Raw genomic sequence first — 14,989 nt, 5'->3', positions numbered from 1 at the left:
CAAGCACACTGACGATAGCATCTAGGAAGGATTAACTTAAATCGTGGCCAGTGGCGAAATTCGCAGGATCTATCCAGTTCAACACGTAGAGAGTGCTGGAACCCCGCGTAGCCGAGCGTCCAACCACTCAAGAACTTCTTGAGTTCCGTTCAGATTGAAGTGGTCTGCACCGGGTATGAGAACCGCTTCGATGACAGTCCCGCTCTCACAAGCCCGCTGCACCGCGCGGGCCGTCCACTCCGCCGGCACGACCGTGTCGCGGTCTCCGTACAGCACCAGCAGCGGCCCATCCGAAGTACCGCGAGGCAGCGCGATGTCGTCGAGCCACGCGCGCACTGCGTCGGTTGCGTCATCGCTGAACGGACCCACATCTTCAGGGGAACTTTGCAGCAACGCCAGCGCTGAGTTCAGCCAGTTGTCCCGCACGCACGTTTCCAGCGAGCCAAAGCCGCCTGCCAGCCCGCCACGTAGGTAGTCATCAAATTCAACGGACGGATCCGCCGCCTGAAAGCCGGCGATAACGTACGGGAGGAGCGCGAGCTGGAACAGGTCCAGCGCCCACGGCGGTTCCGGCTCCGCGATTGGAGTCAGGTCCGCAGCAGGGGAAATCGCCACCGAACCGGCAAACCTTAACCCCGCCCCGTACTCGTCCGCTTGTTCGCTCGCCGCCCAGACAGCTTGGCCACCCTGCGAAACTCCGACGGCCCCCCACTGCGTTCCGATGGCGTCATTCGCCGCACGCGCGGCTCGCACTGCGTCGATGACGTTGTAAGCGGCAGTGGCCGGCTCCAAATAGGGGTGTGCAGTCTCGTCGAGCGAACCTCCCAGACCCTCGTAGTCGGTCGCTACAACTGCGTAACCCGAGTCGAGAAGAGAATTGATCCGCGCAGCCTGGCCCAACATGTCGGGATACTGGGAGGGGCCGCACTCGCGCGCAACCCCAGTCGTACCGTGAGCGTATGAAATAACAGGCCAACCACCTTCAGGCGGAGCGCCCTGCGGAACGAATAGTGCGCCAGTCACTTCGGTGGGACTGCCGTCGAGTCCTGACGTCGAGCGGTAAGTGATGCGCTGAGAATCAGCGGAACGCGATGCGATACCCGGGCTCAGATCAATGAAAGGCCCCGCCTCCAGCAACTCGCCGCGCTCCGCTGGCGGCAGTTCCGGTTCGGCGTACTCAGCTTGAGCCTCAGTGGGCGCGAGCGGCGATTCATCAACTGCCGCCTCCCCTCCGATTGTGCAGGAGGTCGCGGTAAGGGTGGCGGCAAGGACAGCGGCGCTGACTGTCGAGACTCGTACGTTCACTTAGTCGAGTGTGCATGTTCGCGAGCCGCCTGGCATCCTATGGCGGTTATCAGCCACCCACTGGTAGGCCCGGTCCTGCAGCCAGCGAACGCCCCATAGTGAGTAGACCCGTAACGGAATGCGGGTGCCCAGCGCGGCGGAAAGAGCGGCATTGACGGCGCCGGCACCACGATGACGAGTCCCATCCTGCTCGAGCGCCCACGCAGCGGCTGCCCCATCCTCAGCAGAGATACCGAAGAGGTCGAGCGCGCCGGTCTCCTGCCAGGCCATCGGCGTGACCCGGCCTGAACTATCAAGGCGGCGAATGAGGTTCACACAAGATACACAGAAGCCGCAATCCCGGTCATACAACAGGTGCATGTTCATTTCCGGCATTGCGGCTCCCGTTAAGTTGTCACCGGCGCAACGCCGGTACGCGCTCACTCGAGCACAGATTATTCAGCAGGAACGATCTTCTTCGCGTTCTCCTGAACCTTGCTGACCTGAGCGGTGAACTTGCCCTTGGTCTGGGTGTCCACGAAAGAAGCAGCCTTGTCGACAGCCGAGTCGATGTCGCCCTTCTTGCTGACGATCAGGGACTTCGCCTTCGAAGCGTTCTCGTTGACGAGGGTCTGGGCCTTGGCAGCGTTCTCGTTGACGAGGGTCTGAGCCTTAGCGGCCAGGTCCTTGACTGAGTCGAATGCGCTCATCATTCTCCCTTGGGTCTTTCCAGCGCCTCTTAATGTGCGCCGCATCGGTCGGGGTTGCCCCGCTTGACGCTAATTTTTGCAGTGAACCCGACAAATATCTACCTAGTGTGGCCATTACCACCCGGATTGCCACTCATTGGTTGTTCATTTGACAGAGTGTCTCACTAAAAATCTACTCACTCCGCCAACAAAAACTGCGTAGCGCGATGACGATCAAGCCAAGCACTGCCAATACATGATCATCTTTAGCAATGATGAGTTCAGGAGAACATTTCCCGCACCCAATGGAATGCTGCACAGTTCAGCATACGCGCGAACACGAGCGCCAGCTTCCCCCAGGTATACGGTCTGCGTAACCAGAACGAGCGTGCGCGTTGCGGCGCCCTCCACCGAAAAGCCGTTCACCCACGAGCGCAATTCGGCGCGAGCGACAAATCAACGCGGAGATTCACGTCGATTCCCGCACCCCAAGAAACCGTGAGCAATACCCAGCAGACTGTCTTCGCAAGAAATAATTGGACGAGCGAGAATGCTGCTGACTGCTTGACCGGTCATCTCACGCGAGACCTAGCCACCATTCGTTTCGCGGCAGCGGTTTGAGAAAATCAATACGCTGGCCCGGCATTGGCGCGGCAGTTCGCACTCCGTGAGCCTCTTTCGCCCGAGTCAGCCGGACAATAGGCTCCATCCACGAGTGAAAACCGAGATTGAAGGTACCCCAGTGAATGGGCATCATCACGCCCGCTGAGGGCGTGCCGTTAAGAACACAGTGCGTCTGCACTGCCTCTTCCGGCGTCATGTGCACGTCTGGCCACTGGTCACTGTACGCACCGATCGGAAGCAGCGTCAGATCAAAGGGGCCGTGCCGGTTACCGAGTTCAGCGAACGAATCTGTGTAGCCCGAATCACCACCGAAGAAGACCGAGCGGCGCGGGCCCCTCAGCACCCAGGATGCCCACAAGGTCACATTTCGCGAAATTCCCCGGCCAGAAAAATGGCGAGCGGGAGCGCAGGAAATCGTCAGCTCCCCAACTGCGGTCTCTTCACCCCAGTCGAGTTCGATGATCCGGCGCTCAGGTACACCCCAGCTGCGCAGGTGACCTCCGATGCCCAGAGGTACCACGAAAGGAGCTGCCTGCAAACGCACCAGGTCACTGATCGTTCGCTGGTCGAGGTGGTCGTAATGGTCGTGTGAGATCACTACCGCATCGACCTGTGGCAGCTGTGAGATCTTGACGGGGACAGGATGCATCCGTCGCGGCCCCAACCGCTGCGACGGAGATACGCGCTCACTCCACACTGGGTCCGTCAGAACGCGATGCCCGTCGACTTCCACGAGAACAGAGGAATGACCGAACCAGGCAGCAGCGAGTTCGCCCGCCGAAGCGGGCGCAAGGGGAACAGCCAGGGGCACTTGCCTCGCCGGCGCTCCGGTGTTCCCCCGCAGCACAATGGAGAAGAATAGATCGGGCGCCTGGCGCGGAGAAAACGGTACGGCTGGCTCGGCGTTCCGGAAAGTGCCATTCGAAAAATTCGGGGAGCCGGCCACGTAGGGCCTGATACGCGACCGCGGCGCACCAATCGCGCGGTAGGCCTCCCACGCCGCAAGGACACCGCTCGCAACACTGGCCGCTGCAGCAGCCCCTACCCCAGCCCAGGCCATTTTCCGAAGCACACCGCTACTGTATGTTGCTGACGCGGTTCCGTCCCGCTCAAGCGGCCTTACTCACCCCGGAATACGGGTGCCCGCTTCTCTTTACGGGCTGCGCGGGCTTCCGCAACGTCGGCGCTCGACCAGGCTGCCTTGTGCGCCTCCTGCTGTTCCGGCGTTGGCTCCGAATCCGGCATGTGGTTGAACACAAGCTTCATGTGACGAAGTGACAATGGCGCGAGCTTCGCGATCTCATGCGCCCACTCCTGCGCCGCTGCCAGATCCCCGATCCCGTTCACGAGTCCGAATTGGACGGCATTATCCGCGGTGATCGTCTGTACGCCCATGAGCATCGCCCTGGCGACTCCGCCGCCTGCCAGCTCGCTGAGCCTGCTGATCGTCCAGTTGTCCATCGCGAGGCCCAGGCGTGCGACAGGAATCATGAACGACGCCTCCGGCACTGCGACGCGCAGGTCCGCGGAAATCGCGAGCTGCACTCCCGCTCCCACGGCGGGGCCGTTAAGCGCGGCGATCACCGGCAGCGGCGTCTGCTGAAGGGTGTTGAGCATCGTGTAGTGCGCCGCGAGGAACTCACGCTCGTATGCTGCGCTCGTCAGATCCGCACCAGCAGAAAACGCAGTTCCTTGGCCAGTGAGCACAATCGCACGCGCGTCGTCTGCTTCCGCGGACCGAATCGCGTCCGTCAGCCCCGTGCACACTTCCGTGTTGAGCGCATTCCGCCGCTCGTGACGCTGAATTTCGAGCGTCACGACGTTCTTGTCCCTGGTGATGCCGATCATGCCTGCAGAGCCTATAGGGAACGCTGAAAGCGGGTGCGCTTCGCCCACCTCTGCGCGACACTCACATAGTGGGATGAGCGATTGTCGCGCAGAGGTGGGCAGACCGTTCGCTGGTACCGCGAGAAGCCGCGTTAGTTTGCCACCTCCCACAGGACACCGGACCATGGTGTGGGAAAGGAGAGTGACGTTATGGCCGACAACGAAGCACCCTTGAACTTAGACGACCACGTCGACGAGGCCGAGAAACGCATCACCCGTGAACGCAAGGAAAAGGGCGTCCCCGGCAACGCCGAGGAACGCGAGGCCGTCGATCCTGTGGAACCCGACGACCAGGCTCCTGAATGAGTTAGAACAGATCGGGGTCGGGCCCAATGCGGCCATCAGCCACATCCAGCGCGGTGATCGCACCAACCTGCTCGTCGGACAGTTCGAAGTCGAAGACGTCGAGGTTCTCGCGAATACGCCGCGGCGTCACCGACTTCGGGATTACGACGTTGCCCAGCTGCAGGTGCCACCGCAGGATCACCTGAGCAACAGTTTTGTCCGTTGCCGAGGCGATCTCCGTCAGCACCGGATCTTCCAGGATCGTGCCCTGACCGAGCGGGCTCCATGCCTCGGTGAGTATGCCGTGCTCCGCGTGGAAAGCACGCAGCTCTTCCTGAGAAAACCGCGGATGCAGTTCAATCTGGTTGATGACAGGAACCTCACCGGTCTCGTCGATCAGCCGCTGGAGGTGCGGGAGCTGGAAGTTTGACACACCGATTGACCGGGCCCGTCCTTCAGCCTTCACCTTCTGGAATGCTCTGAACGTCTCGACATAGAGGTCCTCGGCCGGTTTAGGCCAGTGGATGAGGTACAGGTCCACGTAGTCGAGTCCGAGGCGCGTCAGGCTGTCATCGAATGCACGGAGCGTTCGGTCCGTGCCCTGGTCCTCATTCCAGAGTTTGGTGGTCACGAAGATCTCGCCGCGATCGATACCTGACTCACGGATGGCCCTGCCCGTTCCGGCTTCATTGTCGTAGATGCGGGCCGTGTCGATGCTCCGGTACCCCGCCTCAAGCGCGGACGCAACTGACGCGTACGCCTCCTCGTCGGGCACCTGCCACACGCCGAATCCGAGCTGAGGGATCGAGTTTCCGTCCAAAAATTTCGCAAATGGAATCGTGGTTTTATCAGTCACGCCTCTATCAAACACTGGGCACTCGGGGTGCATTCCCGTAGCGTATTTCCACATGCCGACCACCGCCCAGGAACTCTTTGACCGGGTACTCGACCAGGACTCCTACATTTCCTGGGACACGGCACCGATCGACCTTCCCGCCCACGAGCTGTACAGCACCGATCTCGCCGCAGCGCGCTCGAAAGCAGGAACCGACGAATCGGTCATCACGGGCGAAGGGCGGATCCGGGGCCGGCGCGTTGCTGTGATCGCGTGCGAGTTCCGCTTCCTCGCCGGATCGGTGGGTGTTGCCGCAGCTGAACGCATCGTCTCCACGATTGAGCGCGCCACCGCTGAACAACTCCCGCTGCTCGCCTCTCCCACGTCCGGTGGCACGCGCATGCAGGAAGGCACCGTCGCATTTCTGCAGATGGTGAAGATCGCGGCGGCGATCAAACACCACAAAGACGCCCACCTTCCATACCTCGTCTACCTGAGACACCCCACCACCGGCGGAGTGTTCGCGTCATGGGGATCGCTCGGACACGTCACCGTGGCCGAGCCAGGAGCCCTGATCGGATTTCTCGGGCCCCGCGTGTACGAGTCGCTCTACGGCGAAAAGTTCCCTGAGGGTGTGCAAACGGCCGAGAACCTGTATCAGCACGGCGTCATCGATGGTGTCGTACCGGTGCGGTGGCTGCGCCCCATCTTGGACCGGGTCCTACGTGTGGTCTGCGGAACCATCGGGGCACCGAGTGACCTCGAGCCAGCCCCGACGCTGTCACAAGTGCCCGACATACTCGCGTGGGACTCGGTTGTCGCATCCCGTAACCCGGTGCGTCCCGGAGCACGGCACGTGCTGCGGCACGGGGCCACCACACTCACCCCGCTGAGTGGTACCGGGCAGGGGGAAGCAGACCGTTCGATGCTGCTCTACCTGGCGCGGATACGAGGAACACCGTGCGTGGTACTCGCCCATGACCGCGCCCTGACCGTCGAGAGCGGAGCATTCGGCCCCGCAGCGCTGCGTGAAGCGCGCCGCGGAATGCATCTCGCCAACGAACTCAGGCTTCCCCTCGTCCTCATCATCGACACCGTGGGAGCGGCCCTGTCGAAAGATGCTGAAGAACGCGGGCTTGCAGGCGAAATCGCCCGCTGCCTCGCGGACCTCGTCACACTGCAATGCCCGACCGTGTCCGTTCTTTTGGGACAGGGCACCGGCGGTGGCGCGCTCGCGGTACTCCCCGCAGACCGTGTTTTGTGCACGCAGAACGGATGGCTCGCTCCGCTGCCACCCGAAGGAGCGGCTGCGATCGTGTACCGCGACACCAGCCGGGCCGCCGAGATCGCCGCCGCGCAAGGCATCCGCTCTCGTGACCTGCTCGAGTCCGGGATTGTCGACGCGATCATCCCAGAATGCCCCGACGCATCGGAGGAACCGATCCCATTCAGTCAGCGCGTCGCTTCCGCGATCGCCCGGGAAATTCGCGAACTCGCTCTCATCCCCGCACCCAAACGGTATGCGGCGCGACTCAATCGCTACCGGACACTCGGCCTGCCATGACGCGATCTCAGCTGCCCCTCACATAGACCTGGCAGTATGGCGGCATGCACGAATCCGCCACCGTCCTCGTCGTCGACGACGACGCCGATGTTCTCTCGTCCCTCAAGCGCGGCCTCCGCTTGTCCGGCTTCGACGTGATGACAGCGGAAGATGGCGAATCTGCCCTGCGCACAATTCGCACGCAGGAGCCTGACGCGATCGTCCTGGACGTGACAATGCCCCGCCTCGACGGTGTCAGCGTGGTGACAGCGCTGCGGGCCATGGGCAGCGACATCCCAATCTGCGTTCTCAGTGCGCGCAGCTCAGTCGACGACCGGATCGCTGGCCTCGAAGCGGGCGCCGACGATTACCTGACCAAACCATTTGCCCTTGGCGAGCTCATCGCTCGTGTGCGCGCAATGCTGCGCCGACGGCCCGATCAGTCGCCTTCCCCGAAACGGGAGCTCCTCACTGCCGGGCAGCTGGAGATCGACGTGGCCGCGCGGCGCGCGGTAATCGCGGGCACGGAACTCGACCTCACCAAGAGAGAATTCGAACTCCTCACCACCCTGGTTCAGCATCGCGACGCGGTTCTTTCCCGGCGTCAGCTGCTTGAGATCGTGTGGGGCTACGACTTCGATGCTGACACGAATGTTGTCGACGTCTTCGTGGGTTACCTGCGTAAGAAGATGGAAGCGGACGGCGCCCGTCGCATGCTGCATACTGTTCGCGGCGTCGGGTTCATTCTCCGGACCCGTTAGCGGCATGCGACTTTGAAGGAAGCGACGGACTGAACAAGTGCGACGAGCCTCCCCGTCTCTGCTCACACGTGCTGCGCTCGCCGCTGCCGCTGGCGCGACGATCGTCGTTGTCACGGTCGCTGTGTTCGTATGGGCAGGCGTGCAACGGGAAAGCTACGCGCAACTCGACCAGCGGCTCGACGTTCTGAGCACGATCGCCGCGACTGTAGCCAACCAGTCGCTGTACGACGCGCGTCAGCAGATACCGCCCGAGTACGAAGCCACCTACCGAGCGGGCCCGATCATCATTCCGGCGCACAACCTCGCGCTTCCGGAACTGCCAGAAGGGTTCACCACCCTGGAAATCGAAGGCGCCGAATACCGGATTCGCACCATCGCGGTCCCTGACCGCCCGCGGACCACGATTTCCGTTGCAGCGCCTACCGCCCCCACCGAGGAACAGATCGGCGAGGAACGCCGCAACACAATCCTCGTCAGCATGCTTGCGATCGCTGCGGCGGCGGCGCTGGGCTGGCTCCTCGGTGGCTTCGCTATCAGGCCGCTGCGCCAGCTTGCCGTGCAAACGCGCCAGATCGATCCCGAGACAGCCACTCCCCGGCCAAGCGTCACGGGTGCTCTTGAAGCCGAAGAACTCGCGGCCGCGATTTCTGGGATGCTGGAGCGCATCACGCGGGAGAAACAGCGAACCTTCGAAGCACTCGAGACGGCGCGGGACTTCGCTGCGGTGTCGGCACACGAACTGCGCACCCCTCTCACTGCCATGCGCACGAACCTCGAAGTTCTAGAGTCTCTCGACCCACCTGAACCTGAGCGTCGCGAAGTGATCATCGAGACACTCCAGTCGGTTCGGCGAATTGAGCAGACACTGCAGGCGCTTGAGCGCCTCGCGGCCGGTAACCTGACAGCTGAAGCCGACTACGAGGACATTGATCTCGCTGAGGTGCTCGATCGCTGCGCTCAGGAAGCGCGGCGGCTGCACACCGGACTCGTCGTCACTGTCCACGACTCTGGGCCAACAGTGATTCGCGGCCTGGCTGCGGGGCTGCGGCTCGCGATCGACAACGCCATCACCAACGCGGTTCGGCACGGCGATGCAGAGCACGTTGAGCTGAGTTTGCATAGCAGCACAGAAACGAAGGATGGAGGGATCGAAATCACCATCGATGACGATGGATGTGGCATTCCCGCGGAAGACCGTGAACGCGTGTTTGAGCGGTTCACACGCGGCTCCCGCGCCAGCGCGCCAGGTTCGGGCCTCGGGCTCGCGCTCGTCGCTCAGCAAGCTGAACTGCACGGAGGCGAAGCAACAATGTCAAAAAGCCCCTTCGGTGGTGCGCGTCTGACCTTGCGGGTGCGGTCATGAGCCGCTGGGCTGACGCGGCGGGAGATATGGACGGCGACCGCTACGCGAAGCATTTCGACGACCTCGCCGCCAGCGGGAAGGACATGCACGGGGAGGCTCGCCTGTGCGCCGATCTGGTGCCACCAGGGTCCCTGGTTCTCGATGCTGGCTGCGGCACCGGACGGATAGCGATCTGGCTCGATGAGCACGGCTATGACTGTGCCGGGATCGATTTGGACGCCTCCATGCTGAGCGTAGCCAGGCGTCGAGCCCCCGATGTGCCGTGGATGCTGGGCGACCTGGCCGCCCTGCAGTTGCCTGCGCTGGGGGTTTTCGACCTCGTCGTCGCTGCCGGGAACGTCATCCCACTACTCGCGAGCGGCACCGAGCAAACCGTCGTCGCGAACCTGGCGACTGCGCTTAAACCAGGCGGGCTGCTGGTCGCCGGATTTGGTCTCGACAGTGAGCACCTTCCGCTCGACGAAGCGCCGGTTACGCTCTCTGACTATGACGAATGGTGTGAGAGTGCGGGCCTGAACCTCGAGAAGCGGTTCGCTACGTGGAACGGCGATCCGTACGACGGCGGCGGCTACGCCGTCAGCGTGCACCGGCTCGCCTAACGCTTGACTCGATCGTATCGATCAAGCGCCTCACGTCGTTCTTCCTTGTGGTCGACGATCGGTTGGGGATAGTTCTCGATCTTGTCGCCCCGGTCCCCGACGGTGTGCACCTTTGACCCCGCGATGCCGCGCAGCTCCGGCACCCACCTGCGCACGTAGTCGCCGTCGGGGTCGAAACGTTTGCCCTGGGTTATCGGGTTGAAGATACGGAAATAAGGCGCGGCGTCAGTACCGGAACCGGCAACCCACTGCCAGCCGTGCTGGTTGGCCGACAGATCACCGTCGACGAGGTAGCGCATGAAATGGCGTGCGCCCCACCACCACGGCAAGTGGAGGTCCTTCGCGAGGAAGGATGCGACGATCATCCGCACACGGTTGTGCATCCAGCCCTCTTCACGCAGTTGCCGCATTCCTGCGTCGACGATCGGGTAACCCGTCTGGCCCTCGCACCAGGCTTCCCAGCGCGTCCACGCGTCCTCGCCGGAGTCGTGACGCATCGCGTCGAATTTGCGATCGAGGTTGCGGCGGGCCGATTCGGGGTTGTGGTGGAGGACATCCCCGTAGAAGTCACGCCAAGCTAGCTGACGCCGGAACTCCTTCGGCCCGTCGCCGTCTCGGCCAGCGAGATCCGCGAGCATCGTACGGGGGTGGATGGTCCCGAACTTGAGGTGCACCGACATGCGGCTCGTGTCGTCGAAGTCAGGCCGGTCGCGGTGCTCGTGGTAGCTTGCCACCCCGTCGTCGAGGAAATCCTTCCACTGGCGGAGCGCGGCAGCCTCACCCACCGGGCAGACGGCCCGCGAATCCGGGATTTCCGTGCGCTGCACTTCGCTGAATGTGTCGGCGTCTGCCCAGGCGACCGTGTCCGCGCTGGTTTTCGCGGGTGCTCGCCAGCCATGGTCGAGCCAGCTCCGGAAGAACGGCGTGAACACCTTGTACGGTGATCCATCGTCTTTCGTTACTCGTCCGGGTGCGACGGCGAACGGTGATCCGGTTCGGACCAAGTCGACCTTCTCGGCTATCCGGGCATCACGCAACGCCCCGTAAGGTCCGAAGTCTGCCGAGACGTGAACCTGTTTCGCCCCGGTCAGTGCCGCCAGCTTCGGGATCTCGACAACAGGATTGCCTGAGATGACGAGCAGCCTTCCGCCCAGTTTCTCATCGAGTTCACGTAAACAGGCGTACAGCGCATCGCGGCGGCGTACCCCTGACGGCTTCAGCAGGACCGGGTCAAGCACAAACACCCCGATGGACCGTTCAGCGCTCGCAGCGGCGGCGAGAAACGTGGGCATATCCGCAGTTCTCAAGTCCCGGCGGAACCACACAATTGTGTTCTCTGCCACTGTTTCGCGGCGTGTCGCGGAAATTCTCACCATCTCCTTAAAAAGGCCTTAGAGCTCCAATACTTCGCGCCCCTAGCTTCGAAGCATAGGTGTGCAGTTTCCGCGATGAAGGAGCAACTTCCATGACACGAGCCCAACGGTTCCGCCTGCCCGCAGTACTCGCGGCGGCGGCGTTGCTGCTGATGTTCGGCTCGGCTGCGGTGCTCCTCACCGACCGGGGCGGTCCAGCCGCACACGTCGCTGACGAACCCGCCGAGAACTCGGCGAACACGGAACTCGAGCAAGCTTTGCAGGTTCTGCGGCAGAACAACCTCAACGCCACCTTCCTGACGGCTGGCACCCAGCAGGCCGCGGCCGGAGCAGGGCAGCTCTCCGACGGCGCGAGACAACTCGCTACCGGATTAGGACAGGCCCGTGACGGCTCTGGCCAGCTGGCGGGCGGCGCGTCTGAACTGGCTGATGGCATCGTCCAGGTCGACACCGGAGCGCAGGAACTGCGCGCCGGGATGAACGAGTTCAACGGCGGTATCGTGCAGCTCGGGGATGGAGCGGTACAGATCAGTGCTGGTGTCGACGAACTCGTAGGGCTGCTTTTGCCTCTGAAGGAGGCTGCCGCACCGTTCTCCCCTCAAGTAGCTGATGCGCTTGCGCAGCTCGAAGAACTGCGCGGAGGCAGCGCTGAGCTTGCGTTCCAGCTCGGAAACCCGAACAGCGACTTCCGTGTAGGCGCCGCACAGTTGCAGGACGGCACCGTTCAGCTGAGCGATGGTACGCAGCAGTTGCGGGCAGGCGGGTTCGAACTGCGCGACGGCGCGATTGAGCTGCGAGACGGGCTTGTCCTGCTCACGAATGGCTCGGGTGAATTGGTTCTCGGCACTGACCAGCTCGCGGACGGCGCCGGGCAGATCGAACAGAACGCTTCGAAGCTCACCGACTCCGTGAACAACGTCGTGCGCAGTAGTCCACGCGAGAGCCGTGGCGGTGTCGACCCGGCTGCCACAGAAGTAGTCCTGGCTCAACCAGCCAACGAACTCACGCCAGCGACCGCTATGGCACTCACCGGTATGGGCGCCGGCATGACGCTGCTCGGCTCGGCCCTCGTGGTCGCGTTCAGCCGTCGCCGCACCCAGTAGCGAATCAGGTCGCGAACCAGGCAAAAGCACCCGAAACAGGACATCCGCGCTAGAAATTTCTAGCGCGGATGTCCTGTTTCGGGTGAATATATTGACCGCGCCAGTTACTTCACGTCGAGCAAGTCGATCACGAAAACCAGTGTGCGGCCAGAGAGGCGATGACCTGACCCGGCGGCACCGTATGCCTGCTCGGGAGGGATCGTCAACTGGCGGCGGCCACCGACGCGCATGCCGGGAATACCGTCCTGCCATCCTTTGATCAGGCCACGCAGCGGAAAACTGATCGACTCACCACGGTTCCATGAGGAGTCGAATTCCTCACCGCTTTCGAAATCGACGCCGACGTAGTGAACCTCAACGGTTCCGCCAGGCTGAGCTTCGTCGCCCTCGCCAATCACCAGATCCTGGATAACCAGTTCGGTGGGAGCGGGGCCGGGCTGGAATTCAACTTCAGGTTTTGTCATGAGTTATCGCGCCGAAACCTCTGAGTAGTCGCGTTCGGTGTATCCGGTGTAGATCTGGCGGGGCCGCCCGATCTTCGTGGTGGGGTCAGCGTGCATTTCGCGCCAGTGCGCTATCCATCCGGGAAGACGTCCCAGCGCGAACAGCACAGTGAACATCCGGGTGGGGAAGCCCATTGCCCGGTAAATGAGTCCAGTGTAGAAGTCGACGTTCGGGTACAACTTGCGCTCGATGAAGTAATCGTCCGTCAGTGCAGCCTCTTCAAGCTTCATCGCGATGTCGAGGAGTTCGTCGCGTGCGCCGAGCTTGTCGAGAATGTCGTGCGCGGTCTTCTTCACGATGGCCGCGCGCGGATCATAATTGCGGTAGACACGGTGTCCGAAGCCCATGAGCTTGACACCTTCTTCCTTGTTCTTCACCTTGCGGATGAACTCGGAAACATCGAGGTCACTGGCCTTGATGTCGTCGAGCATCTCGAGCACCGCCTGGTTCGCGCCGCCGTGCAGCGGCCCCCATAGAGCGTTGATACCGCCCGAAATCGAGGTGAAGAGATTCGCATCCGACGACCCGACAAGGCGGACTGTCGAGGTCGAACAATTCTGCTCGTGGTCTGCGTGCAGGATGAGCAGCATGTCCAGCGCCTTGACGACCTCGGGGTCCGGCTCGTACGGCTCAGCGGGGAAACCGAAGGTCATGCGGAGGAAGTTCTCGACGAGTGTGTTCGAGTTGTCCGGGTACAAGAACGGCTGGCCCACCGACTTCTTGTAGGCGTACGCCGCGATCGTCGGCAGCTTCGCCAGCAGTCTGATGGTCGAAACCTCAACCTGGTGCGGGTCATCCGGGTCGAGCGAGTCCTGGTAGTAAGCGGACAACGCATTCACTGCGCTCGACAGCACCGGCATCGGATGCGCGTTGCGCGGGAAACCGTCGAAGAACCGCTTGAGGTCCTCGTGCAGCATCGTGTGCCGCTGGATCCGGTGCGTGAAATCCGCGAGCTGGTCCTCAGTGGGCAGCTCGCCGTAAATCAGCAAGTACGACACTTCGAGGAAAGACGATTTTTCAGCGAGCTGGTCGATCGGGTATCCGCGGTAGCGGAGAATGCCCTTCTCCCCGTCGATGTAGGTAATCGCCGACGACGTCGAAGCGGTATTCATAAAGCCGCCATCGAGTGTGGTGTACCCCGTAGTGGCTAGCAGTTTTCCCAGATCAATGCCGTCGTTACCGTCAGTTGCCCGGGTGATCGACATTTTGTACTCGCCACCGGGGTAGCTGAGTACTGCTTTTTCCTCATTCTCAGCGGGCACGAGGGCTCCTTCTCACACTCTACTGGTCAGTAGCCTATCGGCACATGCGCAACGTCTCAACGCACAACCATAATGTCGAACCTAGTCTCTGTAGACCTCACCCGTGTCACCAGGGTCGCTGTGAGGTCACGGCTGGAGTCTGAAGACCTCCCATCCAGAGCCATTCTTCTCACATCGAATCCGGTTGTGTAGGCGGTTCTCCCGGCCCTGCCAGAACTCGGCAACGGACGGCTTGAGGCGGTATCCGCCCCAGAACGGCGGAACGGGAACGTAATCCAGATCACAAAATTGACGCGTAACGGCTTCGAGAGCCGCTTCCAAGTCTCCCCGAGCGGAGATCCGGCGAGATTGATGCGACGCCCAAGCGCCCAGTTGAGACCCTCGTGGCCGCGTGTGCCAGTACTCGGCAGTCTCTTCCTCGCTTACCTTTTCCACCTGACCACGAAAGTGCGCCTGGCGTTCTATCAGCACCCACGGGAACGTCACAGACGCATACGGATGCATATCTAGATGGTGAGCCTTGTCGGATTCATAGTTCGTGTAGAACACAAGTCCACGATCGTCAGCGCCTTTACAGAGGACTGTCCTGGTAGCAGGGAGGCCACGGTCGTCGACAGTTCCCAGCACCATTGCGTTAGGCTCCGCAATGCGCCCGCCGCCGGGTGCGACATACTCGGTGGCGTCACGCAGCCAGTTCAGGAACAGGCTGAACCAGCCGTCGGCGAGCCAGCTCTCATCGAGATGCGGGTGTTCACTGGGCCGGGGCGGCACCGGTTTTTTGCCATAACCGACACGCATGTGTGCCAAATCGAGAGAATCGGAAGGACACGAGGGGTTTAGCACCACACATCACACGCTACGCGTACCAAGCCAGTAA

Annotated in this window: 16 protein-coding genes; 6 read left to right on the top strand and 10 right to left on the bottom strand. The window is 62.2% G+C overall.

The genetic code is table 11. The annotated features are described in order from the left end of the window. Positions 1-78: 78 nt before the first annotated feature. From AS9A_RS04205 to AS9A_RS04185, 5 genes are all read right to left on the bottom strand, one after another. Positions 79-1,305: an alpha/beta hydrolase family protein gene (locus AS9A_RS04205; RefSeq protein WP_013805670.1), complete on the bottom strand. Its 1,227-nt coding sequence runs from the start codon at positions 1,303-1,305 to the stop codon at positions 79-81. Continuing rightward, positions 1,306-1,665: a thiol-disulfide oxidoreductase DCC family protein gene (locus AS9A_RS04200; RefSeq protein WP_085930632.1), complete on the bottom strand. Its 360-nt coding sequence runs from the start codon at positions 1,663-1,665 to the stop codon at positions 1,306-1,308. It lies immediately after the preceding gene. A gap of 74 nt (positions 1,666-1,739) precedes the next feature. Next, positions 1,740-1,994 (bottom strand): antitoxin, encoded by a 255-nt coding sequence (locus AS9A_RS04195; RefSeq protein WP_013805668.1) that lies wholly within the window; start codon positions 1,992-1,994, stop codon positions 1,740-1,742. Between the two features lie 556 nt (positions 1,995-2,550). Beyond that, positions 2,551-3,657 carry an MBL fold metallo-hydrolase gene (locus AS9A_RS04190; protein ID WP_013805666.1) on the bottom strand — a complete coding sequence of 369 codons (1,107 nt, stop codon included), beginning with the start codon at positions 3,655-3,657 and terminating at the stop codon, positions 2,551-2,553. A gap of 59 nt (positions 3,658-3,716) precedes the next feature. Next, entirely contained in the window at positions 3,717-4,445 is a 729-nt protein-coding gene (locus AS9A_RS04185) for an enoyl-CoA hydratase (RefSeq protein ID WP_041451500.1), read from the bottom strand. 189 nt (positions 4,446-4,634) lie between these two features. On the opposite strand from AS9A_RS04185, the gene AS9A_RS24300 reads away from it, so the two are divergent. After that, a complete protein-coding gene (locus tag AS9A_RS24300; RefSeq protein ID WP_013805664.1) occupies positions 4,635-4,790 on the top strand; it encodes a hypothetical protein in 156 nt (51 codons plus the stop codon). 1 nt (position 4,791) lies between these two features. Here AS9A_RS24300 and AS9A_RS04180 read toward each other — a convergent pair whose 3' ends face one another. After that, on the bottom strand, positions 4,792-5,625 hold the full coding sequence (locus AS9A_RS04180) for an aldo/keto reductase (RefSeq protein ID WP_013805663.1): 834 nt from the start codon (positions 5,623-5,625) through the stop codon (positions 4,792-4,794). 52 nt (positions 5,626-5,677) lie between these two features. Here AS9A_RS04180 and AS9A_RS04175 point away from each other — a divergent pair, with 52 nt between their 5' ends. The 4 genes from AS9A_RS04175 to AS9A_RS04160 are packed head-to-tail and all read left to right on the top strand — an operon-like array spanning position 5,678 to position 9,870. After that, complete coding sequence (locus tag AS9A_RS04175; protein WP_013805662.1) at positions 5,678-7,168, top strand: acetyl-coenzyme A carboxylase carboxyl transferase subunits beta/alpha; 1,491 nt, start codon at positions 5,678-5,680, stop codon at positions 7,166-7,168. Between the two features lie 44 nt (positions 7,169-7,212). Next, a complete protein-coding gene (locus AS9A_RS04170; RefSeq protein WP_013805661.1) occupies positions 7,213-7,908 on the top strand; it encodes a response regulator transcription factor in 696 nt (231 codons plus the stop codon). Between the two features lie 37 nt (positions 7,909-7,945). After that, positions 7,946-9,271, top strand: a complete 1,326-nt coding sequence (locus tag AS9A_RS04165; protein WP_013805660.1) for a sensor histidine kinase — start codon at positions 7,946-7,948, stop codon at positions 9,269-9,271. Next, a complete protein-coding gene (locus AS9A_RS04160) occupies positions 9,268-9,870 on the top strand; it encodes a class I SAM-dependent DNA methyltransferase (RefSeq protein ID WP_013805659.1) in 603 nt (200 codons plus the stop codon). The genes AS9A_RS04165 and AS9A_RS04160 overlap by 4 nt, the downstream gene beginning before the upstream one ends. Here the strand turns inward: AS9A_RS04160 and AS9A_RS04155 are convergent. Continuing rightward, complete coding sequence (locus AS9A_RS04155; RefSeq protein WP_049793651.1) at positions 9,867-11,246, bottom strand: cryptochrome/photolyase family protein; 1,380 nt, start codon at positions 11,244-11,246, stop codon at positions 9,867-9,869. The genes AS9A_RS04160 and AS9A_RS04155 overlap by 4 nt on opposite strands. Before the next feature lie 89 nt (positions 11,247-11,335). Here AS9A_RS04155 and AS9A_RS04150 point away from each other — a divergent pair, with 89 nt between their 5' ends. Further along, positions 11,336-12,346 (top strand): YhgE/Pip C-terminal domain-containing protein, encoded by a 1,011-nt coding sequence (locus AS9A_RS04150; protein ID WP_013805657.1) that lies wholly within the window; start codon positions 11,336-11,338, stop codon positions 12,344-12,346. Positions 12,347-12,450: 104 nt separating this feature from the next. On the opposite strand, the gene AS9A_RS04145 is transcribed toward AS9A_RS04150, so the two are convergent. The 3 genes from AS9A_RS04145 to pdxH form a co-directional block, all read right to left on the bottom strand. Then, positions 12,451-12,810, bottom strand: a complete 360-nt coding sequence (locus AS9A_RS04145; RefSeq protein ID WP_013805656.1) for an FKBP-type peptidyl-prolyl cis-trans isomerase — start codon at positions 12,808-12,810, stop codon at positions 12,451-12,453. Positions 12,811-12,813: 3 nt separating this feature from the next. Further along, positions 12,814-14,112 carry a citrate synthase gene (locus AS9A_RS04140; RefSeq protein WP_013805655.1) on the bottom strand — a complete coding sequence of 433 codons (1,299 nt, stop codon included), beginning with the start codon at positions 14,110-14,112 and terminating at the stop codon, positions 12,814-12,816. Between the two features lie 126 nt (positions 14,113-14,238). After that, positions 14,239-14,910: a pyridoxamine 5'-phosphate oxidase gene (gene pdxH, locus AS9A_RS04135; protein WP_013805654.1), complete on the bottom strand. Its 672-nt coding sequence runs from the start codon at positions 14,908-14,910 to the stop codon at positions 14,239-14,241. Positions 14,911-14,989: the final 79 nt, after the last annotated feature.

Origin of the sequence: Hoyosella subflava DQS3-9A1 (genome assembly GCF_000214175.1) — a bacterium.
Taxonomy (GTDB): Bacteria; Actinomycetota; Actinomycetes; order Mycobacteriales; family Mycobacteriaceae; genus Hoyosella; species Hoyosella subflava.
This window is presented reverse-complemented; position numbering and strand designations above follow the sequence as displayed.